Here is a 22,683-nt window from a genome sequence, read left to right as displayed (position 1 = left end):
CATCCTCCTAGATCCGCGGCGCCGCATACTTGACTTCCGGAGTCAACTTTCTAGGAGGTATTCTACAAGTTAGACGAACCTAATCGCAAGAGTTTGTCGTTAAAAATTTATGCCGTGTGGGGATGCGAACAGACATGTGCCTGCGAAACACATCGAGCGCGCCGTCATGCCTCGCCCCCGCCGCGCCTCCATTCCTCCGCGTACGCGTCGAGCGCCGAGACGAGTTCGCGTCCGAGGGCTGAGAACTGCTCATTGAATGATGGACAATCATGTACATTTGATGTATTTCATTTCTATGAAACTCAATGATTGGGCAAGAAAGAATGGAATCACGTACAAGACCGCCTGGCGTTGGGTAAAAAGAAGGCCGGATGCCCGTGCCTTTTGAGCAAACTCCTTCGGGCACCATCCTTGTTCACGAACCCGAGTCTTCCACGGAGAATGCCGTGGCCTTGTATGCCCGCGTGTCAAGCGCCGATCAAAAAGCCGATTTGGATCGCCAAATCGCACGACTCATGGAATTTGCAACGGAACAGAGGCTTGTCGTGGTCAAGGCGGTCACGGAAATCGGCTCGGGGCTCAACGGACATCGACCGAAGCTCATGAAACTACTGTCCGATCCAAATGCCCATACGATTGTGGTGGAGCATCGGGATCGGCTCATGCGGTTCGGGTTTGAATACGTCGAGGCGGCTTTGGCGGCTCAAGGCCGACGAATCCTCGTCGTGGAGCCAGGCGAGGTCAAGGACGACTTGGTGCAAGACATGATCGAAGTCCTCACGTCGTTTTGCGCGCGGTTGTACGGGCGACGTTCCGCTCGTCACCGCGCCAAGCGCGCTTTGGAGGTTTTCAAACGTGAAGATTCATCGGGCGTATCGGTATGAGTTGGCGCCGAATCGGATGCAACGGAGCCTGCTTGCCAAGCACGCAGGTGCGGCCCGATTTGCGTACAATTGGGGGCTTGCCAGACGCATCGCGCTCTATGAAGAGACGGGGCAAAGCACGAACGCCATCGAACAGCATCGGGAACTCAACCGCCTGAAGAAAACCGACTTCCCGTGGATGTACGAGGTCTCCAAATGCGCCCCGCAGGAAGCGCTGCGGGACTTGGATCGCGCGTTTCAACACTTTTTTCGCGGGTTGAAGGAGGGACGCAGGGTCGGATTCCCTCGCTTCAAGAAAAAAGGGCGCGACGATTCATTTCGCCTGACGGGTTCGATTCGCGTCTTGGACAACGCCATACAACTGCCTCGGCTCGGGCGGATTCGGCTGAAAGAAAAACCGCATGTCGAAGGCCGAATCCTGTCGGCGACGGTCAAGCGGGAGGCGGACCGATGGTATGTGAGTTTGTCGGCAGAAACGGAGATTCCGGACCCTGTTCCACCTTCGGGCGAGCCGGTGGATGTGGATCTGGGGGTCTCGTGGTTTTTGACGTTGTCTGACGGGACGAAAATCGAGGCGCCAAAGCCGCTCGCCCGATACCTTCGCCGCTTAAGGCGGTTATCGAAGCGGCATAGCCGAAAGAAACCAGGCTCGCGAAATCGGCGGAAGTCGGCGCTGGCGCTTGCTCGGCTGCACCGGAAGATCCGCAACATACGTCAGGACTTTTTGCACAAAGTGACGACGGAGCTCGCGAAAACCAAGCGAGCAATCGCCATCGAAGACCTGCATGTGCGAGGCATGGTGCAGAATCGAGCGTTGGCGCGAGCCATTTCGGACGTGGGTTTTGGCGAGTTTCGGCGAATGTTGACGTACAAGTGTGCGTGGTATGGCTCGGAACTCATCGTGGCACCACGGTTTTACGCGAGCAGCAAGACGTGCTCGGCGTGCGGGTACGTGATAAGCGAGCTGCCATTGTCGGCGCGGGAGTGGACGTGCCCGGCGTGCAGCACGCGGCATGACCGCGACATCAACGCAGCGAAAAATCTTTTGAGAATCAGTACCGCGAGTTCCGCGGGAAGTGACGCCTGTGGAGATCCCTCTGACGGGGCGGCCTTCGGCTGCTAGTCACGGGTCGTAGAAGCAGGAAGCGAGAAGTGGACATTTGTCCATGAATCGCAGAACGGTGTCGTAGGCGTCGTCCGGCAGATTCGCAAGCGACACGCGCACGGACCACGCGGGCGCATGAAAGCCACCGCCGTTCAACAAGACAATGCCCGACGACTCAGCCAGGCGAAAGAGGATGTCGACCGGCTCGTACTGGGCCTGCAGATATTCGACAAACTTGTCCCCGTACCGCCTCCGCGCGAGCGCGACGACATCGACCTCGGTGTAGTACTCGGTCCAGAGAGGAATGTGGGGCATCTCGACCCCAAGCGCCTGGTACAGGCGTGCCATCCGCCTGTGGCAGATAGCGCGTACCTGAGCCTTGTACCGCTGACCGCGGTCGGTCAAGGCGTAGAGCGCGAAGAGCGCCATCTGTACCTGCTGAGGCGCCGACAGCCCCGCAGTGTGGTTGAGCGCGACTTGACGACTGTCGGCCACCATCCGGTCGATGAAGGGAAGCCCGTCGGGCTCGCGCGAAAGGATCCGATACCGCGCGCCGAGGCGAGCACGCGCTTGAGCGGGCAGTCGCTGAAGGCGCTTGTCAAACACGTTTTGGCGGTGCAGAGCGACGACGCCCAGCCGCCAGCCTGTCACGCCGAAGTGCTTTGACAAGGAGTACACGAGCAGCGTGTTTTCGGGGAGTTCCGCGGCGAGCGATCGAAAACCTTCGACGAATGTGCCATACACATCGTCCGTGATCATCATGAGATCGGGGTTGTGTCGGCGGACGATATCCACTAACGTCTCGCGCGTCTCGTGGCTGAGGGCAACGGACGGGGGATTGGATGGATGGACGAGAAACAGTGCCTGCACGGATGGATCCGCGACCTTGCGGAGCTCGTCTGGTGGATACTTCCAAGTGGGTTCGCCCCCTGGATTGCGACCGGTTGCCCGGATTTCGATCACGTCAAACCGGTACCTGTCAAGCGCAGGGATCTCCACGTACGGCGGAAAAGTGGGCACCATCACGGCGACCTTCGCGCCAGGTGACAAGAGCTCGTTCGCCGCGAGCGAATCGAACACGTAACACATCGCGGCCGTCGCGCCCTCCGTGGCAAACAGCTGCAAGTCGGCCGGTTGAACACGGCCTCCGCAGATCTCCTCGCTGAGATAGTGGGCGAGGACGCGCTCCACATACGGCAGCATGCGTTCAGGCGTGGGATAGTTGTCGCCTGTGGCGCCGTCCACAAGTTCGTACAGGAGTTCTTCGCGGTCGAGGCCGCGCTGTGCGGCCGCATCCAGGCACTCGAGGAGCACTTGACAGCCAGGCGTTTCTGCGTAGCGCTGCACGAAATCGTCAAACCGTCGGGCGATCCCGTCTGGATGCGGCATACCGGCGAGATCGCCCTCCTGCCAGACGCGCCTCGCCTCTTCCAGCGCGAACTGGCCAATACACCAAAACGCGTCGCGTGGAGCAGCCGCAATCTAGTTGGGGTTGCCGCGCGCCGCATCGAGCATCGCCCGGGCTCGCTTCTCGTCGTGACGCCGCGCGAGCGCCAGGAGCTCGTTCCGCAACTCGAAAGGGCTCTCGTCTTCGTACGACTTTTCCATCGCGCGGCGAGAAGCTGCGTCGTGCGGAAGGCGAAGCGCCTCCGGCTGACCGTTCGCTCGATTCACCGCCATCCTCCTCGTCCTGTGCTACAGATCTCAGGCCAATCCATTGTTTTCCTCTCCAGGTTTCCCGGCATCACGGCCCGTTATCCGCCGAATGCCCGCCCTCGCCTTCTCGCCACTCACAGACTCTCAAGCGCACCCACGCAAAGTTGGCCAAGTAGAGCAAGATCACCGCCGCCAACATGACGCGAATCCCAAATCCAGCAGACACAGCTCCCCCGATGAGGGGACCGGCAAAGCTGCCGAGGAAGGTGGAACTGGCCGTGAGTCCATAGACGCGCCCTCGCATCTCCTTGGGCGTCATGCGGCCCACGAGCGCGTTCGCGGTGGGCAAGATGCCGCCGATAAACGCCCCAAGCAGGAACCGTCCAAGCATAAACACCCACACGTTCGGCGCGAGGGCCTGCGGAATGTAGCACAGTGCGGCGCCGACCAGCGAGATCGACAACACCTTGCGGTAACCGATCCGGTCGCTTCGCTTGCCGAGAAACGGAGAGAAGATCAGATCCGCGATGCCTGTCACGGCGAAGCATGCACCGGAAAGCGTGCCGATCACGCCGAACAGCTGCGGATCCCGTCCAACGAGCTCCCGGATGTACAGCGGAAGAACCGGTTGTACGCTCATGACCGAGAACTGAGCGGCAAAGAGGACGAAAAACATCACCTGAACGCTGCGGAGGTCTCGCACAGCCTTGAACTGGGCAATGAGCCCCATGCGCCGGCCCATGCCATTCGATTCGCCAGACGATGTTTTCGGCTCTCGAATCATTGTCCAGGTCAAGAGGAACGCAGTGGTGGCGAACGCCGCCGTGAGATAGAACACCATGCGATAGTTATGGTCAAATGCGTCGACGAGCACGCCGCCCAAAAGGGGGCCGACGAGGCTCCCGACCATGGCGAATGTCGAAAGCCATCCCAGTGCGAATCCCAGCCGCTCCTCCGGAATCGTGCTCGCGACGAGCGCGTTGGCAGACGCCGAAAACCCGCTGAACGCCCCCTGCAACATGCGGATGACAAGAAGCTCATACACGTTCCGGGACAATCCCATCAGACTGGTGGCAATGGCAATGGCAAGGGTAGTCCGCATCACCATTAGCTTCTTGCCGCGCTTATCCGCGACGGATCCCCACACGGGGGACATGATGGCCGACATGAGGAAGTTGGCACTTGCCACGGCTCCAGCCCAGAGATCCACGGCGCGCGGGTTGTGGACGCCTAGCTGACTGATGAAAAGCGCCAGAAACGGGTTCATACTCGAAAAGGCCATCATCATGATGGCTTGCACGGCGCACATCGTCCAAAGCGTCCGTTGCCAGGACACTGGGCGTCCACGTCGGTCCCTGGCGCGCTCTGCACCCGATGCTTCCACCGGCACCCCCCACTCAGAGCTGAAGCGCCGAGCCAGGGCTTGGGCTTCGGCGCTCCGCGTCGCGTCGATGTTCGCCTTCCATTGTCGCGCTTTCATCCAATTGTTTCAAGCCTCGACCAGGGCTGACTCGGTACCACGAGCGCCAGGTAGTACTGGATGCTGTCGACGAGCGCCTCCCAGCTCGCCGCGATGACGTTCTCCGATACGCCCACGGTCCGCCAGACGTGATCGCCGTCCGTCGACTCTATCAGCACGCGCACTCTCGCCGCCGTCGCATCCTTTTCGTCCAACACGCGGACCTTGTAGTCCGTGAGATGCATGCGGCGGATCTCGGGACGATAGGGGGCGAGCGCTTTGCGCAGCACCGCGTCAAGCGCATTGACCGGGCCGTTGCCCTCGGACACGGTGTGGACGATCTCCCCGTCCACCTCGAGCTTGATGATGGCCTGAGATGTCGCCTCGCCTTGGCGTTGCACGTCGGTATCCACGCGCACAGCAAGGACTTGAAAAGGCGGTCTGAAATCGTTGAGGGCCCTACGAAACAAAAGTTCCTGCGACGCCTCGGCACCTTCGAACTGATACCCCATGTGCTCCATCTGCTTGATGCGCTCAAGCAAACGCCTGAGCTCGGTCTCGCGTCCCTCCGTGGGAATGCCGAACGCCTGCGCCTGCGCCAAGACGTTCGAGACGCCCGACAACTCGGACAGGAGCACACGGCGCTCGTTGCCGACGACTTCCGGTGGAATGTGCTCATACGTCTCGGGATCTCGCTGGATGGCGCTCACGTGGATGCCGCCCTTATGGGCGAATGCGCTGTGTCCGACGAATGGCTGGTAACTGTGCGCCACGAGATTGCAGACTTCCCCAACAAACCGGGCCACCGGCGTCAACAGCCGCAGGTGATCGCGGGAAGGCAGGCACGGATACCCGAGCTTCAGCTCAAGGTTCGGAATCACGGAGGCCAAATTGGCATTCCCGCAGCGTTCCCCGATGCCGTTGATGGTTCCGTGCACCATCCGGGCACCCGCCTGAACTGCGGCGAGGCTGTTGGCCACCGCTAGTTCGCAGTCGTTATGCGTGTGAATGCCGACTTGAACTGGCACTTCCTGAATGACTTGGGCCACCACCTCGTGGATCTCATGCGGCATGCTCCCGCCGTTGGTGTCGCAAAGCGCCACCCAGTCCACGCCGGCCTCCCACGCCGCCCGAACCGTCGCGAGCGCATACGCTCGGTTTCGCTTGAATCCGTCGAAAAAGTGCTCCGCGTCGAAGATGACCTCGCGGCCGTGCTGTTTCAAGTAACGCACGGTATCCCGGATCATCGCGAGGTTTTCGTCGAGATCGATGCGGAGGGCCTCCGTGACGTGAAAATCCCAGGCCTTCCCGACGATCGCGACGACGGGCGTCGAAGCGTTTAGCACGGCCCGCACACCCGCGTCATCCTCGACGCGGACGCCGGGACGGCGTGTCGAGCCAAATGCCGTGAGCTTCGCGTGCTTGAGGTGAAGCGACTTCGCGGCTCGGAAAAACTCCTCATCCTTCGGATTTGCTCCCGGAAAACCGCCTTCGATGTAGGCGACGCCGAGATCATCCAACTTTTCTGCAATCTTGAGTTTGTCGGCGACCGTCAGGCTGACGCCCTCGCCCTGGGTACCGTCGCGCAGCGTGGTATCAAGCAAATACACGTAGTTCATTCGTTCATCTCCTCGCCACTCCGTGAAATCTCTATCTAAGACCCATCGAAGGGATGCTATGTTTCAATATGAACGGAATCTTAGGAAATGTCCAGACCGACTCGAACGTAAAATGTACCCCTGGTGAACACAAAAGATCCCGGCTACGCAAGCGCGATGGCGAGACCCGTAGCTGCTGCCAGGCCACACATGACCGGTAGAAAATTGCGCCGCGTCAAGAGTTCGGGGTCGCAACCGGTGACGCCGGCGATATCCAACACGCCCCACGGCACTAATGTTCCTCCTCCGCTCCACACGGAGCCCATCTGTCCCAGCGCTGCAAGCATCGCGACGTTCGCGCCGATGGGCTGACCGAGCGCCTGGGCGAGCGTACCCACGAGCACGAGTCCAGAAAACCCAGACCCATCGAGGCCTGCAATCACGCCGACCAGCACAATCATGATGGCCACAGGAGCGACGGACAGAGGTACGTGGTGGATGAGGGCACGTCCGAGATCGAAGAGAAACCCAGGTGCTCCAGGCCCGAGGATCTCGGGTGACACCTCTGGCGATCCCATGAGAAAAAATCCTGAAATTGGAATGACGGGTGCAAAGACCCGTACGGAGAATGTGAAGCCGTCCTGCAAACACGACATCACGTGGAACGCGGCCGCACCGTTCTGCGATTCATGGACAAATGTCCACTTCTCGCTTCCTGCTTCTACGACCCGTGACTAGCAGCCGAAGGCCGCCCCGCCAGAGGGATCTCCACAGGCGTCACTTCCCGCGGAACTCGCGGTACTGATTCTCAAAAGATTTTTCGCTGCGTTGATGTCGCGGTCATGCCGCGTGCTGCACGCCGGGCACGTCCACTCCCGCACCGACAATGGCAGCTCGCTTATCACGTACCCGCACGCCGAGCACGTCTTGCTGCTCGCGTAAAACCGTGGTGCCACGATGAGTTCCGAGCCATACCACGCACACTTGTACGTCAACATTCGCCGAAACTCGCCAAAACCCACGTCCGAAATGGCTCGCGCCAACGCTCGATTCTGCACCATGCCTCGCACATGCAGGTCTTCCATGGCGATTGCTCGCTTGGTTTTCGCGAGCTCCGTCGTCACTTTGTGCAAAAAGTCCTGCCGTATGTTGCGGATCTTCCGGTGCAGCCGGGCAAGCGCCAGCGCCGACTTCCGCCGATTTCGCGAGCCTGGTTTCTTTCGGCTATGCCGCTTCGATAACCGCCTTAAGCGGCGAAGGTATCGGGCGAGCGGCTTTGGCGCCTCGATTTTCGTCCCGTCAGACAACGTCAAAAACCACGAGACCCCCAGATCCACATCCACCGGCTCGCCCGAAGGTGGAACAGGGTCCGGAATCTCCGTTTCTGCCGACAAACTCACATACCATCGGTCCGCCTCCCGCTTGACCGTCGCCGACAGGATTCGGCCTTCGACATGCGGTTTTTCTTTCAGCCGAATCCGCCCGAGCCGAGGCAGTTGTATGGCGTTGTCCAAGACGCGAATCGAACCCGTCAGGCGAAATGAATCGTCGCGCCCTTTTTTCTTGAAGCGAGGGAATCCGACCCTGCGTCCCTCCTTCAACCCGCGAAAAAAGTGTTGAAACGCGCGATCCAAGTCCCGCAGCGCTTCCTGCGGGGCGCATTTGGAGACCTCGTACATCCACGGGAAGTCGGTTTTCTTCAGGCGGTTGAGTTCCCGATGCTGTTCGATGGCGTTCGTGCTTTGCCCCGTCTCTTCATAGAGCGCGATGCGTCTGGCAAGCCCCCAATTGTACGCAAATCGGGCCGCACCTGCGTGCTTGGCAAGCAGGCTCCGTTGCATCCGATTCGGCGCCAACTCATACCGATACGCCCGATGAATCTTCACGTTTGAAAACCTCCAAAGCGCGCTTGGCGCGGTGACGAGCGGAACGTCGCCCGTACAACCGCGCGCAAAACGACGTGAGGACTTCGATCATGTCTTGCACCAAGTCGTCCTTGACCTCACCTGGCTCCACGACGAGGATTCGTCGGCCTTGAGCCGCCAAAGCCGCCTCGACGTATTCAAACCCGAACCGCATGAGCCGATCCCGATGCTCCACCACAATCGTATGCGCATCTGGATTGGACAGTAGTTTCATGAGCTTCGGTCGATGTCCCGTTGAGCCCGAGCCGATTTCCGTGACCGCCTTGACCACGACAAGCCTCTGTTCCGTTGCAAATTCCATGAGTCGTGCGATTTGGCGATCCAAATCGGCTTTTTGATCGGCGCTTGACACGCGGGCATACAAGGCCACGGCATTCTCCGTGGAAGACTCGGGTTCGTGAACAAGGATGGTGCCCGAAGGAGTTTGCTCAAAAGGCACGGGCATCCGGCCTTCTTTTACCCAACGCCAGGCGGTCTTGTACGTGATTCCATTCTTTCTTGCCCAATCACTTATTTTCATAGAAATAAAATACATCAAATGTACATGATTGTCCATCATTCAATGAGCAGTTCTCGGCCCCTCGGCGCATGGCCATGCCGAGGACGACCAACGCGACGACAGCCAGATACAGCCAGTGCGAGGCGGTCAGTGCCATCGTGAAACCTCCAACCTGATGCGTGTTGGAGCATTGTATGGCACCAGCCCATGAACGGTCACCGCTTCGCGCTTGCGGTATAATCGTGTTTGGCACTCGGATACCAATTGCGAGAGGGAGGCTGCACCGCAATGGTCGCACAACACGCGCAGGACACCGTCACCCTGAACAACGGAGTCAAGATGCCGTGGCTCGGGCTTGGCGTCTACAAGGCGCAGGCAGGTGCCGAAGTCGAACAGGCCATCCGCTTCGCGTTCGAAGCCGGCTACCGCCATATCGACACCGCGGCTTTTTACGCCAATGAGGAGAGCGTTGGGAAAGCTGTCCGTGAATCAGGACTACCCCGCAGTGAGGTCTTTGTCACGACCAAGGTTTGGAATACCGATCAAGGTTACGACCAGACGCTTCGTGCATTCGAAGCAAGCCTCAAGCGCCTCGGCTTCGACTACGTGGATCTGTATCTGGTCCACTGGCCGGTGAGCGGGAAGTATCGCGAGACCTGGCGTGCACTCGAGCGCATCTACGACGAGAAACTTGCCAGAGCCATCGGGGTAAGCAATTTTCAAATTCATCATCTCGAGGATATCCTCGCGCACGGCAACGTCGTCCCGGCGGTCAACCAGGTGGAATATCACCCTCTGTTGACCCAGGAACCCCTGAGGCAGTTCTGCCGGAAGCATCACATTCAACTGGAAGCGTGGAGTCCCATTATGCGAGGGAATCTCGATCTCCCGGTCCTGCAAGAGCTGGCACAGAAGTACCACAAGACGCCCGCCCAAATTGTGCTTCGCTGGGATCTGCAGAACGAGGTGGTGACCATCCCCAAATCGGTTCGCAGAGAGCGCATCTTCGAAAACGCGGACCTGTTCGACTTCTCGCTGTCCGATGAAGACATGCGACGCATCAGCGCGCTCAACCAGAACCATCGCTTCGGACCCGATCCCGACACCTTTTAAGGCAGAAAGCGCCCAAATGGGGCGCTTTCTCTTTTACGAACACTCCTTGTACATCAGTGTACGACCTCATAGCCAGCTTGCTTCCACGCAGCCGTCCCGCCTTCGATGTACGCGACGTTCGTGAAACCCATGAGTTTCAGCACGTACGCCGCCAGAGCCGCTTGTCCACCGGCTCCACAGGTCGTGATGATGGGCCGATTGCGATCCGCGAGGCGCTCATCGCGCAGTTCCTTCGGAAGCTCCAGATCAGCGCGAATCGGAAGCATCCCGAGCGAGATGTTGACGCTCGACGGGATGAGCCCGCAAGCGCCGGCGTCCGCCGCATCCTGCACGTCGATGACGAGGGTGTTCGGGTCTTCTTCCAGCCGCTTCTTCGCCTCCGCGGCGGTCAGCCCTGGCACGTTCTCCTTGGCTTTTTGCACCATCTGCCGAAAGGTCAATGCCACGAAAATTCGCCCTCCTCCAAAGAGATCCTTGCTTGACCATTATACGCCTCCGATCCGGGCATCCGTCCACCCAATGTCGCGCCCGCGTACATACAGTGAACCATCGAACGACAAGGAGGTGCTGAGACGATGTACGGTGTCTTCGGTGGTTACACCCGCTGGGCTGTCGTGTTTCTCATCATCTTCGTGCTGTTCATCCTCCTCGTTCCGTACGGCGCCTATACGAATTGAGACCCATCCGGAGCCGCGCGCAAGCGTGGCTCCATTTTTTAAGAGACGACAGCGCCGTCGAGTCTCCTCGGCTCCTCTCTTCTCTCGATTCGTGTATCATCAGAGCGAGAGGAGAGAGTGCATTTGGGTGGAATTGTGATTCTAGGGGCGGGATACGGTGGCCTCGCCGTAGCGCTGGAACTGGATCGGCATGGCATTCCGTTTACACTTGTAAATCGCGAGCCGTACCACACGTTCAAGACGCTTCTACACGAAGTCGCTGGGGCGCGACATGACCCGCATACGTATGCGCTATCGCTGGAAGACCTGTTTCATCGAAAGACGAGCGAGATCGTCATCGCTGAAGTCAAGAACCTGCGGCTTTCGGACAAGCTCGTCGAAACCGACGGCGCCACGCTGGCATACGACACGCTGATTGTGGCGCTCGGGAGCCGCACGGCCACCTTCGGACTTCCGGGCGTGGCGGAGCACACGTTCCGGCTGGATTCGTTGCTCGCCGCGATGGAACTCCATCACCATGTGGAACGAGAACTCGAGCGGTGCCAACAAACGGGGGACCCCATCCACCTCAGGGTGCTCGTGGCAGGCGGCGGCCTGACAGGGGTCGAACTCATTGGCGAATGGGCGGACTGGTTGCCGAAGCGCGTGCGCGAGCTCGGACTGCCCGTTTCGGACCTACGCCTAGGTTTGATCCACGCGCACGCCGAGATTCTTCCCGACGTGGACCACCAACTCCGAGCTGTGGCTCAGACGAAGCTCGTTGAACGCGGCGTGGAATTGATTCTCAACGAGCGCGTGGCCGGAGCCGAACCGCAGGCGTATCGGCTCGCGTCGGGCCGAAAGCTCGAAGCCGGCACGCTCGTCTGGACGGGCGGCGTCGAAGCACCCGCCCTGTTGAAGGAAGCGGGGCTTCCGGTGGACGCGCGAAACCGAGTGGACGTGAACGAGTTCCTGATGGCCAGGGGTTTGGCCGACGTGTACGTCATTGGGGATTGCGCGCGCTTCACCGACGCTCGCGGCAACGTCCTGCCGCCCACCGGGCAGGTGGCTGAACAGATGGGCCATCACCTCGGTGCGAATCTCGTGCGAAGAGCACAGGGGCGCCCTCCGTTGCCATTTGTCTACCACGATCACGGCATGGTGGCTTCGCTTGGACCCAGGTACGGCGTGGCTGAGATCGGCAAGCATCACGCGACCGGCGCCACCGCGCTCGTGCTCAAGGACGGATCGAAGATGAAATATTTAATGCATTTAGGAGGTCCTGTAATCCTCTTCAAGCGCTATCGACAATGGCTGGAGATATGACAACACAAGCAAGGCCGCGGCTTCTGACCGCGGCCCATTTTGGTTCGACATTTCCCGAGAAATTGCGCCTTCAGTCTGAGGAGCCTTGCGACTGAAGAGCCTTGCCCATTCCGGACAAAAAGCGCAGAAGGAACCTCAGCGCATACGATACATTCGGATCCTTCAGCAGCGCAAGCAGTTCGAACACGCCGAGCGGCTTCCCGTCAGCGGATGTCGCCTCTTTTGCGTCCGCGAGCCCACCTGCGACAGCGTCCACGAGCCTGGCTAGCAGACTTGGATCAAATTTCCCGAGCGCCTGAGCCAAGCCGATGGCGTTCTGCAGCGCAGAGGAGTACTCATCGCGAGCCAGCAGATCCACGACGTGCGCCAGAATCCGGTCTCCGCGTTCAAGAAGCGCAGTGAGCATCGGCAGAAGCCCTTTCTCCTCGGCCAGCGCCACGAGTCGAATCAAACGCTCCGCCGCCTGCTCCTCGTGCACCACCTCGTCCGCCAGGCGCTCGAGGACGCGTTGGCGCCGCTCCTCGAGCGTCTCCTCCCGGCGCTGAATGACCTGAATCGGTTCCGCCACGGCTCAACCCTCCTTCACGAGGGCGCGATCCGTCACCAACGGCACATAGTCTTTGCGCGCCCACTTTTGCTCGACATTCACACCGGGCTGTGGGTTCGGCTTGCCCAAGCGGAAGTTCCCGCGCTTGATGGGCGGTTCACCGCACGATTGGATGACCTCCATGCGCACGCGCATCTCCTTATAGGCAGGCGTATAGGTGGCGGTGTCGTGATCGCTCGATGTCAGGCGGTTCACCGCCTCCTCGTCCGCATGGGACAAGAGCGGGACGTACACGTGTTTTCCGGACACGCGATCCGTCACGGCCACGCGCACCTTGATGCTGCCGTACGGGGAGACAAGGCGCACCAGCGCACCGTCCTGCACGCCGCGCTCCTTTGCGAGCTCCGGCGAAATTTCGACGAAGGTCTCCGGCACCTTCTCGTGGATCCCGGGCACGCGGCTCGTCATATTGCCCTCGTGGAAGTGCTCGAGCAACCGCCCATTGTTCAATTCGAGATCGTATTCCTCGCCGACTTCGATGGGCGGTGTCCAGTCGACAGGATACAGCCGGGCCTTTTTGTCTGGGAATGCGAAGCCGTCCGTGTACAAAAGCGGCGTATCGGTGCCGTCCGGAAGCACGGGCCACTGCAGACTCCGATAGCCTTCGAGGCGGTCATACGACGCCCCGCGGAACAAATCGGCCGCGCTCGCCATTTCCTCAAAAATCTCCCGCGGAGATGTGTAGTTCCAGTTGGCGCCAAACCGGTTGGCGACCATCTGAATGATCTCCCAATCCGGCTTGGAATCGCCGAGCGGATCCAGGACCTTGTACAGGCGCTGGATGCGGCGCTCGGTGTTCGTGAAGGTTCCCTCCTTCTCCAAGCTCGGGCAGGCCGGAAGGACCACATCGGCAAACTGCGCGGTTTTGGAAAGGAAGACGTCCTGAACCACGAAGAACTCGAGTTTCCGAAAGGCGTCCTCCACATAGTTGGCGTTGGAGTCGACCACGGCCATGTCTTCGCCGCACAAATACATCGCCTTGAGCTTGCCTTCGTGAATGGCGTCCACCATCTGGTGGTTGTTGAGACCTGGCGTGGTCGGCAGTTCGACGCCCCATAGTTTCTCCCACTTCCGCCGCTGCTCTTCGTTGTCCACTCGCTCGTACCCAGGCAGGAACGGAGGCGCACAGCCCATGTCGCCCGCTCCCTGCACGTTGTTGTGACCGCGCAGCGGATACGCGCCGGTGCCAGGACGCGCCACGTTTCCCGTTACCAAGAGCAAGTTGCAGATGGCGGTCGACGTGTCGCTGCCGCCGCGGTGCTGCGTCACGCCCATGGCCCAGCAGACGGCGACGCGCTCTGCCTCCATGATCATCTCAGCCACGCGAATGAGTTCCTCTTTGCGAAGGCCGCAGACCTCGCTCGCGTAATCTAACGTGAACTTCTCAAGTGACCGGACGTACTCGTCGAAGCCATTCACCCGATCCCGCAAGAACGCCTCGTCGTGCCGGCCCTGGTCGATGATGTACTTCGTCACCGCGGACAGCCACACCAAGTCCGTGCCTTGGCGCGGCTGAATGAAGAGGTCGGCGCGTGTGGCCATGATGTTGCGCCGCACGTCGGCCACGATGTGCTTCTGGCCGCGCTTCTTCTGCGCACGGCGGAGGCGCGTCGACAACACAGGATGCGCCTCGGCAGGGTTCGCACCGACGATCAGGACGAGATCGGCCAACTCGAGGTCCTTGATGGACCCGGTGTCGCCGCCGAGCCCCATGGTCCGCCGCAGCGCTTCGGTCGCAGGCGACTGACAGTAGCGCGAGCAGTTGTCGATGTTGTTCGTGTGCATGACGGCGCGCGCGAGCTTCTGCATCAAGTAGTTTTCTTCGTTGGTCGTCTTGGACGACGAGATGAACGCCACCGCGTCGTACCCGTACTTCGCCTGGATCTCCTTGATGCGCCGTTCGATCACGTCGAGCGCCTCGTCCCAGGTCACTTCCACGAACCGATCGCCCTTGCGCACCAACGGCTTGGTCAAGCGATCCGGGCTGTTCACGAAGTCCCAGCCGAACTTCCCCTTGACGCACGTGGAGATCTGGTTGACCGGCGCCTCCATCTGCGGCTCGACCTTCAAAATATGCCGATCCTTCGTCCATACGTCGAACGCGCAGCCCACGCCGCAATACGTGCAGACCGTCTTCGTCTTCCGAATGCGCGCCTCGCGCATCTCGTGCTCTATCTCGGAGACGACGAAGATGGACGAGTAACCGGGTTCGACCTTTTTGGTGATGTCGATCATCTTCTCGAGAGTGGGCTTTTCAATGCCCGTGAGGAAACCCGCTTTCCCCAAGCATGGATTTTCCATGAGCGCGTTGGTCGGACAGACGGTCACGCAGTGGCCACATGACACACACGACGACTCGTTGATGGGCACGTCGTTGTCCCAGATGACCCGCGGCACCTCGCGGTCCCACGCGATGGAGAGAACCTCGCTCACCTGCAGGTTTTGACACGCCTCGACGCAGCGGCCGCAAAGGATGCACTGCTGCGGATCGTACCGATAGAACGGGTTCGACATGTCGACCTCGTACGGCTTGGGCGTGAACGGGTACGCCTGATGTTCCACGCCCATCTGCATCACCGTGTTGTGCAGCACGCAGTTGCCGTTGTTGTTGTCGCACACGGTGCAATACAGTTCGTGGTTCTTCAAAATGCGATCCATCGCCTCTTTGCGGGCGTACCGCGCGGCGACGGATTTGGTTCGAACCACCATTCCGTCCTCGACAGGTGTCGAACAAGCGCGCATCAGCTTGCCGTTAATCTCGACAATACAGGTGTCGCACGTCTCAATGGGGCCGAGGGCCGGATGATAACAGACATGCGGATGTTCCTGCCCCGTGGACAGGATGGCGTCGAGCACAGACGCGCCTTGTTCCACCGTGACTTCCTTGCCGTCGATCTCGACTTGCACGGTCCGCGCCTCGACCTGTGCTTCGGTCCTGATATCGATCATGCCGATATCCCCTTTCTCTTTCAGTTTGCGCGAGAGGAGACAGACGGCCGCGTAGACGGGCCGCGCCCCACGGCAAGGGCGCGGTCATGGCGGGCGGGCGACGGAACGAGCGAATCAAGCCTCGCGCCGAGACTTCGTCAGGTAGACGAGGTAATACGCAAGCGCGGTGAAAATCCAGCCGCCGATGGCGTTGCCGATGAACGCACCGCACCATTCCTCGATGATTTTGCCCCACGAGTAGTCGGCGCCGACCCACAGACCTGCCGGGAGCACGAACATGTTGGCCACGACGTGCTGGAAGCCAATGGCCACAAACGCCATGATGGGGAACCAGATGGCGAAGATCTTGCCCACGATGTCCTTGGCACCATACGCCATCCAGACCGCGAGGCAGACCAACCAGTTACACCCAATGGCTGAGAGAATGGTCGGCCCAAACGCGAGCTTCGCTTTGGCCGTCGCGATGGCAATCACCGTCGCCTTGAACGGATCCGCCGTGAGCAGGTGCGCGCCGACGCCAAACGCGCCCGCGACGAACAGCGAACCGAGGAGATTGCCCACGAGCACCCAGAACCAGTTGTACACGAGACCGCCGATGCTCGCGCGCCCCGCGTGCACGGCAATGGGCACCGTCATCATGTTGCCGGTCAAAAGTTCGCCACCCGCGATGACTACCAGCATGAGGCCGACAGGAAATACCGCGCCGCCTATCAGACTCTTGATGGACGCCAGGCTGTCCGGCAGGCTGGCCGTCACCCGGATGTCGACGAGGAACCCCAGTGCGATGAACGCGCCCGCCAGAATGCCGAGAATGAGCAGCTTCCACCATGCTTCCTTCGACTTCTTTTCCCCGACCTCCACTGCCAGTTGCGCAATTTCCGCTGGACTCAAGAACCCGTTGCTCATTCGACTCTCACCCTTTTCTCCTCAGCGCTCTTCTCGTTCACATCGTGCCCAACCTTACCTTGTGCAGCGCGGCGAGCTTCATACCTAAAACGAAAACCATCATGACCTATCCGCTGCGCGCACAAAAAAAGACACAAATTGCCGCCTGTTGCGGTCAACTTGTGCCGATGTGTTCGCCTGCAGAACCTACAGGCCAACCATTCAAGCGCCGAGCCAATGGTTTCGTAGCGCGCCCACTCACGCGAATGCACCCGCCACGGACTTACATTATAGCACGTTCGAAGTGAATCCGAATACAACTCATTCTGCGGATTCTTGCGCTTGATTCGCCTGTTTGCCGCAGATGAATCCGTCCGGAAGGGGCTCTTTTGGAATGGGGCGCTCAAAAATGAAGACCGAAACCCCCATGTCCTCCTCCACCTTGAAGTCGGAAAACAGGTATAGAAACTTCGAGCCCGCCACCTCTTCCAGACCCTCCGGGACCTTCCGCTTGTACAGCTCCTGAATCATGCTCGTCCGCGCCAAGCGCACCATCTCGGCCCCTTCGGGCGTTCGGCTGATGAACTTTTCCGTCGGCGTCAGATTACCTTGCAGCACGGAGATGGCCATGTTATCGACGAACACCGTGTGGATCCGCTCCGGTCCCTTGCCGAAGCACTCCTTTCGCACCCTGCGAACGATCTCGTTAAACGCCTGTTCGCGACTTTTCGGCATTCCCCATCGCCCCCGGCCGTCTCGCTCCTCTGACTCTATTGTAGCCGCTTCTCTTACGTCAGCCAAATGTGGCGTTCGCGCGAGATTTCGTCTACAGTGGCGTCAGGAGGCGATTCCATGAGCATCGTCTTTGCAGCCATTGCACCACACGGCCTGCCTGTTCTCCCTGAACTGGCCGGCGAGAGCCCGGATCTCATGGCCAAAACGCGCGCAAGTCTCGTGGAACTCGGTCGCACCGCCCAGACTGCCGATCCCGACGCGTTCATCGTCATCACCCCGCACGGCATCCGCGCGGAGGGCCAGTTCACCCTTACTGCAAGCGCCTACATGGAAGGCGAGTTGAGCGAGCAGACCGCGGCGCTGATGGTGCGTGTGCACCGCCTCGACAAGGGCAACCGCGTTCACATGCGCCGCGCCGTGGATCGCGAACTCGCGCGCGAGATCGCAAAGTTCGCGTCACCCCACCTGCCCATCGCGGTCCTCAACTTCGCCACCGCGGAAGGTCCTCTGTCCACGCTCCCGCTCGACTGGGGAACGATGATCCCGCTTTTCTTCGTGCCAGATCGCCCTGTGGTCGTGATTCAGACGGCGCCATCCCGCCCGTTTGAGGAACACGTCCGCCTGGGCCAGGCGATCCGAGCCGCGTGCGATGCGCTCCGTCGCCGGGCCGCCCTGATTGCGAGCTGCGATTGGGCGCACGCGCATGCAGAAGACGGGCCGTACGGCTACCACGAAGACGCCGCGAGGCTCGACGAGGAAGTGGTGCGAGTCATCGCGGCAGGAGAATTGGAACGCCTAGCAGACTTTCCAGGCGAGATGATTCAACACGCTCGGCCGGACGGCCTGTGGCAAGCCCTGGTCCTCGCGGGTGCCGTGCCCAAGGGCGAGCGGCACCCGCGCGTGTTGTCCTACGAGCGGCCGACCTATTTCGGCATGCTGTGCGCGCAGTTGGTGTGACGGCGAGCGATGCCCGAGCGTGCGAACGGTTACGGCGCACCGATGACGGGTTCGCGCAAGTGGGGCGATACGACGACGGTGTCGAGTACGCTCGACACCTGCCCGGCGTCAGCGGTTACGAGCCGATACGTGCCGGGATGCCCCAGCAGGAAACGACGATGAAGCCCATCCGCCGCACCAGGGATGGGTTGAAACGCCAGGTGATCGAGGTCCGCGGTGCGCATCTGGCACCTGTCGGCCCCTATCCCCTCGACGTCGAGCTCCCAGCCAAGCGGCACGGACAGCACGAGCGCGCCGCGGTTGGCACGCATCGTGCGGCCCGTGTCCCGGCCGTCCGTGTACGCGTCGGGAGAGACAGGCGCCGTCACGCCGCGCCCGTCCGTCGCCTCCAGCGGCGAAGACGCGCGAGGTCCTGCCACGGGCTGCAGATCGACCGTCACCACGTGATGTGCCTCGTCCAGGTGAACGGCGTGCATCATCGGCCCGTACACCGCCTGCCGCGTCGCAGCGAGGGCGGGGTTCGTGCTCGGATGGGACCATCCGAAGAACGCGATAGAAAGCAGAAGAGCGGGCCCCATGGGTCATCGCCTCCATCGAATTTCGATGACCCTAGCTTGCCCGCTATTCCCCCATTTCATCCATTTTTTGATCACAAGCCGCTGATTTGCGCCGCCCCGCTTCGGGACGCCTCGCGCAGGGCTTCGTCGACGCTGGATCCTGCAAACTGGCTGCGATACAACTCGGCGTAGAAGCCACCTTTCTGCACGAGTTCGCGGTGCGTGCCCTGTTCGATGACGCGCCCTCGGTTCATGACGAGGATCTGATCGGCGTTTTGAATGGTGGACAGCCGGTGCGCGATGACGAAACTCGTCCTGCCTTCCATCAATCGCTGCATCGCCTCTTGAATCAGAAGCTCGGTACGCGTGTCCACGCTCGAAGTGGCCTCGTCGAGAATGAGAATGGCGGGATCGGCCAAAATGGCGCGGGCGATGGTGATGAGCTGCTTCTGTCCCTGAGACAGGTTCGATGCCTCTTCATTAATGACGGTGTCATAGCCGTCCGGCAGGGTTCGAATGAAGTGATCCGCCCGCGCGGCGCGCGCGGCGCGCAGGATTTCCTCTTCGCTTGCCCCCGGTCGTCCGTATGCGATGTTCTCTCGTATCGTGCCATGGAACAGCCACGTGTCCTGGAGCACCATGCCAAAGAGGCTGCGGAGATCCGCGCGCGTCATGTCGCGGATATCGATGCCATCGATGGTGATGGAACCCTCGCGCACGTCGTAGAACCGCATCAGCAGATTCACGAGCGTCGTCTTGCCAGCCCCGGTCGGGCCGACGATGGCCACGGTCTGGCCTGCGGCGACCTCGAGGTTCAGATCCTCGATGAGCGGCTGATCGTCCCTGTAGCGGAAGGAGACGTGGTGAAACGCCACGGCGCCGCGCGGCTCACGGAGGCACACAGGGTCCGCGGGATCCGGCGCCTCCTCCGGCTCATCCAACAGCTCGAAGATCCGCTCCGCAGACGCGATGGTCGACTGGATGACGTTCGAGATGCTGGACAGCTGGGTGATGGGCTGGGAGAACTGGCGAGCGTACAGGATGAACGCCTGAATGTCCCCAATGCTGATGGCGCCGCGCGCCACAAACAGCCCGCCAATCACGCTGACAAGCACGTACCCCAGGTTGCCAATAAAGTTGTTAAGCGGGAAGATGAGACCCGAGACGAACTGCGCCCTCCATCCGGATTCGTACAGCGCCTCGTTATGCCGATCGAACGTCTCCAGCGCCCGCCGCTCCATGTTGAACGCGCGCACGATGGCGTGTCCGGTGTACATCTCTTCGATGTGGCCGTTCAAGAGCCCCAACGCCCGCTGCTGGCCCACGAAAAACCCCTGGGATCGCTTCGTGACAAACCGCGTCACGTAAAACGACAGCGGCAACGTGAGAAACATCACGAGTGTCATCAGCGGGCTGATGGACAACATCACCGCGATCACGCCGACAAACGTCACGATGCTCGATACGAACTGGAGCAACGCCTGCTGCAGGGTGTTGCCGATGTTGTCGAAGTCGTTCACAAACCGGCTCATGACATCGCCGATGGGCCGGCCGTCGAAGAACGAAAGCGGCAAACGCTCGAGCTTCGCGTACACGTCCCGCCGGAGCGCGTACACAGTCTTCTGAGCCACGCCAGCCATCATGTACTGCTGCAGGTAATTGAACAGGCTCGACAGGACGTAGAGACCTGTCAGTTCCTCCAGCACGCGCACAATGTCCGTCCAATTGAATGCAGGACCGGGCAAATGCATCCACTTGTGCCGCAGGCCTGCGACGAGATCGTTCGTGATGCCCTTCATGACGTCCGGGCCGAGGATGGAAAAGAGCGTCCCGAGCACGGTCATCACGAACACCAGCCCGATGCGCCATGCGTGCGGCCGAAAGTACCGCATGAGCCGGCGCGCAGTGCCGCCGAAATCCTTCGGCTTCTGCACGGGCATTCCCGGTCTCATGCCGCCGTGGCGCATCGGCATGGGCGGACGCATGGCCGGCATCTCCCGCCGATCCTGACTCATGCCGTGACCTCCTCTCCGAGCTGCGACCGGACAATCTCCCGGTACACCTGACAGTTGGCGAGTAACTCCTCATGTGTGCCGATCCCGGCCACGCGTCCCTCGTCCAGCACAACGATTTGGTTCGCATCGCGAATCGTGTTGACGCGCTGCGCGACAATGATGACCGTCGCCGCGCTCACGGCCTCGCGAAGCGCCTGGCGGAGGCGCGCGTCGGTCCGAAAGTCGAGCGCCGAGAAGCTGTCGTCGAAGATGTAAATGGGTGCTCGGCGCACAAGTGCCCGGGCGATGCAAAGGCGCTGCTTCTGACCGCCCGAAAGATTCCTCCCGCCCTGCTCCACCACCGCGTCGAAGCCGTTTGGCATCTGCTCGATGAACTCGAGCGCCTGCGCGATGCGGGCCGCTTCGCGCACCTCTTCGTCCGTCGCGTCCTCGCGGCCCACCCGGATGTTGTCCGCGATGGTGCCGCTAAACAGGACGGATTTCTGTGGCACATAGCCAATCTGCGCGCGCAGCGCCTCCTGGTCCCACGCGCGCACGTCGATCCCGCCCACGAGCACGCACCCGGACTCCACGTCGTAGAAGCGAGGGATGAGGCTCACGAGCGTCGACTTGCCCGATCCCGTCCCGCCGATGATGGCCGTCACCTCACCCGGCCTTGCGACGAACGAAATGTCCGACAGCGCAGGCGCCTCCGCGCCGGGATACCGGAACGTCACGCCCCGAAACTCGACCAGCCCTGCGGCCTGAGGTTCCGACCTTGGCGATTCCGGATTGCGAATGCGCGTCTCGCTCGACAGGACCTCCCAGATGCGGTTGGCAGACGCATTTGCGCGCGGGATCATGAAGAACATCATGGACACCATCATGATGGCGAACAACAGCTGCGTCACATACTGGATGAACGCCATCAGCGAGCCAATTTCCATCTTTCCGCTCGCCACGCGCACACCGCCAAACCAGAGGATGGCGATCACGGCCAGGTTGATGACGAGCATAAGCGCCGGCGACAAGGCAGCCATGATCTTTTGCACGCGCGTGGTTGTGCCCGTGAGATCGGCGTTGGCGCGATCGAACCGCGCCGCCTCGCGCGCAACCTGGTTGAACGACCGGATGACGCGAATACCGGTCAGGTTCTCGCGCAACACGCGATTCAGCACATCAATCTTTCCCTGCATGAGGCGGAACAGCCGGCTCGCCCGTCCAAACACGAGCACAATGACGCCCGCGAGCACTGGGAGCATCATCCAGACCACGACGGAGAGCCTGGCATCCGTGTAGACAGCCATGAGCACGCCGCCGATGCAGTTGAGCGGCGCCATGATCATCATGCGCAGCATCATGTTGACGAGCTGCTGCACTTGGGTGATGTCGTTCGTCGTCCGGGTGATGAGCGACGCCGTCGAAAACCGGTCGATCTCCTCCAGTGAAAACGTCTGCACGTGCGCAAACAGGTCCCGCCGGAGGTGCTTGCCGAAGCTCGCCGCCGTCTGCGAGGACAGGTAGCTCGCCGTGATGGAGAAGCCCACCGCGACGATGGAGACCCCGAGCATGAACCCGCCCATGCGGACGATGTACGCCAGGTTGCCTTTCAAGACACCGTTGTCGACAATTTCGGACATGAGCGTCGGCAAATACAGGTTTCCGAGCACCTGCAGGAAGATAAACGTCACGATGAGAACAATGCGCAGCCGGTACGGCCGCAGATAGGGAAACAGCTTGCGCAAGCCACCCACCCCCATGTGCGCCAGCGACAGGCG

General features: G+C 60.8%; 20 protein-coding genes and 1 pseudogene. 5 read left to right on the top strand and 16 right to left on the bottom strand.

The features are described 5' to 3' along the window. Positions 1-295 precede the first annotated feature (295 nt). Both TC41_RS03935 and TC41_RS03930 read left to right on the top strand, forming a co-directional pair. Positions 296-884, top strand: a pseudogene (locus TC41_RS03935) (IS607 family transposase). Continuing rightward, a complete protein-coding gene (locus TC41_RS03930) occupies positions 856-2,007 on the top strand; it encodes an RNA-guided endonuclease InsQ/TnpB family protein (protein WP_014463713.1) in 1,152 nt (383 codons plus the stop codon). The pseudogene TC41_RS03935 and the gene TC41_RS03930 overlap by 29 nt, the downstream one beginning before the upstream one ends. Here the strand turns inward: TC41_RS03930 and aspD are convergent, their stop codons facing one another. From aspD to TC41_RS16400, 8 genes are all read right to left on the bottom strand, one after another. Continuing rightward, positions 2,008-3,471 (bottom strand): aspartate 4-decarboxylase, encoded by a 1,464-nt coding sequence (aspD, locus tag TC41_RS03925; RefSeq protein WP_081462242.1) that lies wholly within the window; start codon positions 3,469-3,471, stop codon positions 2,008-2,010. Next, positions 3,472-3,663 (bottom strand): hypothetical protein, encoded by a 192-nt coding sequence (locus TC41_RS16725; protein ID WP_081462241.1) that lies wholly within the window; start codon positions 3,661-3,663, stop codon positions 3,472-3,474. Between the two features lie 70 nt (positions 3,664-3,733). Then, complete coding sequence (locus tag TC41_RS03920; RefSeq protein WP_237700026.1) at positions 3,734-5,125, bottom strand: MFS transporter; 1,392 nt, start codon at positions 5,123-5,125, stop codon at positions 3,734-3,736. After that, the gene (gene cimA / locus TC41_RS03915; RefSeq protein ID WP_014463709.1) at positions 5,122-6,723 is read right to left on the bottom strand and encodes a citramalate synthase; all 1,602 of its coding nucleotides are present in this window, start codon (positions 6,721-6,723) and stop codon (positions 5,122-5,124) included. Before cimA ends, TC41_RS03920 begins: the two co-directional genes overlap by 4 nt. Positions 6,724-6,866: 143 nt before the next feature. After that, positions 6,867-7,280, bottom strand: a complete 414-nt coding sequence (locus TC41_RS03910) for a hypothetical protein (RefSeq protein ID WP_049784326.1) — start codon at positions 7,278-7,280, stop codon at positions 6,867-6,869. A gap of 156 nt (positions 7,281-7,436) precedes the next feature. Then, positions 7,437-8,588 carry an RNA-guided endonuclease InsQ/TnpB family protein gene (locus tag TC41_RS03905; protein WP_014463707.1) on the bottom strand — a complete coding sequence of 384 codons (1,152 nt, stop codon included), beginning with the start codon at positions 8,586-8,588 and terminating at the stop codon, positions 7,437-7,439. Beyond that, a complete protein-coding gene (locus TC41_RS03900; protein WP_041695004.1) occupies positions 8,560-9,147 on the bottom strand; it encodes an IS607 family transposase in 588 nt (195 codons plus the stop codon). The genes TC41_RS03905 and TC41_RS03900 overlap by 29 nt, the downstream gene beginning before the upstream one ends. Next, the gene (locus TC41_RS16400) at positions 9,134-9,283 is read right to left on the bottom strand and encodes a hypothetical protein (RefSeq protein WP_014463705.1); all 150 of its coding nucleotides are present in this window, start codon (positions 9,281-9,283) and stop codon (positions 9,134-9,136) included. Before TC41_RS16400 ends, TC41_RS03900 begins: the two co-directional genes overlap by 14 nt. Before the next feature lie 131 nt (positions 9,284-9,414). On the opposite strand from TC41_RS16400, the gene TC41_RS03895 reads away from it, so the two are divergent. After that, positions 9,415-10,239, top strand: a complete 825-nt coding sequence (locus TC41_RS03895; protein WP_014463704.1) for an aldo/keto reductase — start codon at positions 9,415-9,417, stop codon at positions 10,237-10,239. A gap of 53 nt (positions 10,240-10,292) precedes the next feature. Here TC41_RS03895 and TC41_RS03890 read toward each other — a convergent pair whose 3' ends face one another. Next, complete coding sequence (locus TC41_RS03890; RefSeq protein ID WP_014463703.1) at positions 10,293-10,685, bottom strand: rhodanese-like domain-containing protein; 393 nt, start codon at positions 10,683-10,685, stop codon at positions 10,293-10,295. A gap of 348 nt (positions 10,686-11,033) precedes the next feature. Between TC41_RS03890 and TC41_RS03885 the strand changes: the two genes are divergently transcribed. Next, positions 11,034-12,221 carry an NAD(P)/FAD-dependent oxidoreductase gene (locus tag TC41_RS03885; RefSeq protein WP_014463702.1) on the top strand — a complete coding sequence of 396 codons (1,188 nt, stop codon included), beginning with the start codon at positions 11,034-11,036 and terminating at the stop codon, positions 12,219-12,221. Between the two features lie 70 nt (positions 12,222-12,291). On the opposite strand, the gene TC41_RS03880 is transcribed toward TC41_RS03885, so the two are convergent. The 4 genes from TC41_RS03880 to TC41_RS03865 all read right to left on the bottom strand — a co-directional run bounded on the left by TC41_RS03880 (position 12,292) and on the right by TC41_RS03865 (position 17,397). Next, a complete protein-coding gene (locus tag TC41_RS03880; RefSeq protein WP_014463701.1) occupies positions 12,292-12,789 on the bottom strand; it encodes a DUF1641 domain-containing protein in 498 nt (165 codons plus the stop codon). Between the two features lie 3 nt (positions 12,790-12,792). Next, positions 12,793-15,777 carry a formate dehydrogenase subunit alpha gene (fdhF, locus tag TC41_RS03875; protein ID WP_014463700.1) on the bottom strand — a complete coding sequence of 995 codons (2,985 nt, stop codon included), beginning with the start codon at positions 15,775-15,777 and terminating at the stop codon, positions 12,793-12,795. 114 nt (positions 15,778-15,891) lie between these two features. Beyond that, the gene (locus TC41_RS03870) at positions 15,892-16,683 is read right to left on the bottom strand and encodes a formate/nitrite transporter family protein (protein WP_014463699.1); all 792 of its coding nucleotides are present in this window, start codon (positions 16,681-16,683) and stop codon (positions 15,892-15,894) included. 300 nt (positions 16,684-16,983) lie between these two features. Then, entirely contained in the window at positions 16,984-17,397 is a 414-nt protein-coding gene (locus tag TC41_RS03865; protein ID WP_014463698.1) for a DUF2294 domain-containing protein, read from the bottom strand. A gap of 117 nt (positions 17,398-17,514) precedes the next feature. Between TC41_RS03865 and TC41_RS03860 the strand changes: the two genes are divergently transcribed. Further along, positions 17,515-18,354, top strand: coding sequence for a DODA-type extradiol aromatic ring-opening family dioxygenase (locus TC41_RS03860; RefSeq protein ID WP_041695002.1), 840 nt, complete (start codon positions 17,515-17,517; stop codon positions 18,352-18,354). A 29-nt stretch (positions 18,355-18,383) separates the two neighbouring features. On the opposite strand, the gene TC41_RS03855 is transcribed toward TC41_RS03860, so the two are convergent. The 3 genes from TC41_RS03855 to TC41_RS03845 all read right to left on the bottom strand — a co-directional run bounded on the left by TC41_RS03855 (position 18,384) and on the right by TC41_RS03845 (position 22,650). After that, entirely contained in the window at positions 18,384-18,932 is a 549-nt protein-coding gene (locus TC41_RS03855; RefSeq protein ID WP_014463696.1) for a hypothetical protein, read from the bottom strand. Between the two features lie 71 nt (positions 18,933-19,003). Beyond that, a complete protein-coding gene (locus tag TC41_RS03850) occupies positions 19,004-20,926 on the bottom strand; it encodes an ABC transporter ATP-binding protein (RefSeq protein ID WP_041695001.1) in 1,923 nt (640 codons plus the stop codon). Further along, complete coding sequence (locus TC41_RS03845) at positions 20,923-22,650, bottom strand: ABC transporter ATP-binding protein (protein WP_041695000.1); 1,728 nt, start codon at positions 22,648-22,650, stop codon at positions 20,923-20,925. The genes TC41_RS03850 and TC41_RS03845 overlap by 4 nt, the downstream gene beginning before the upstream one ends. Between the last annotated feature and the right edge of the window lie 33 nt (positions 22,651-22,683).

Origin of the sequence: Alicyclobacillus acidocaldarius subsp. acidocaldarius Tc-4-1 (assembly GCF_000219875.1) — a bacterium.
Taxonomy (GTDB): domain Bacteria; phylum Bacillota; class Bacilli; order Alicyclobacillales; family Alicyclobacillaceae; genus Alicyclobacillus; species Alicyclobacillus acidocaldarius_A.
This window is presented reverse-complemented; position numbering and strand designations above follow the sequence as displayed.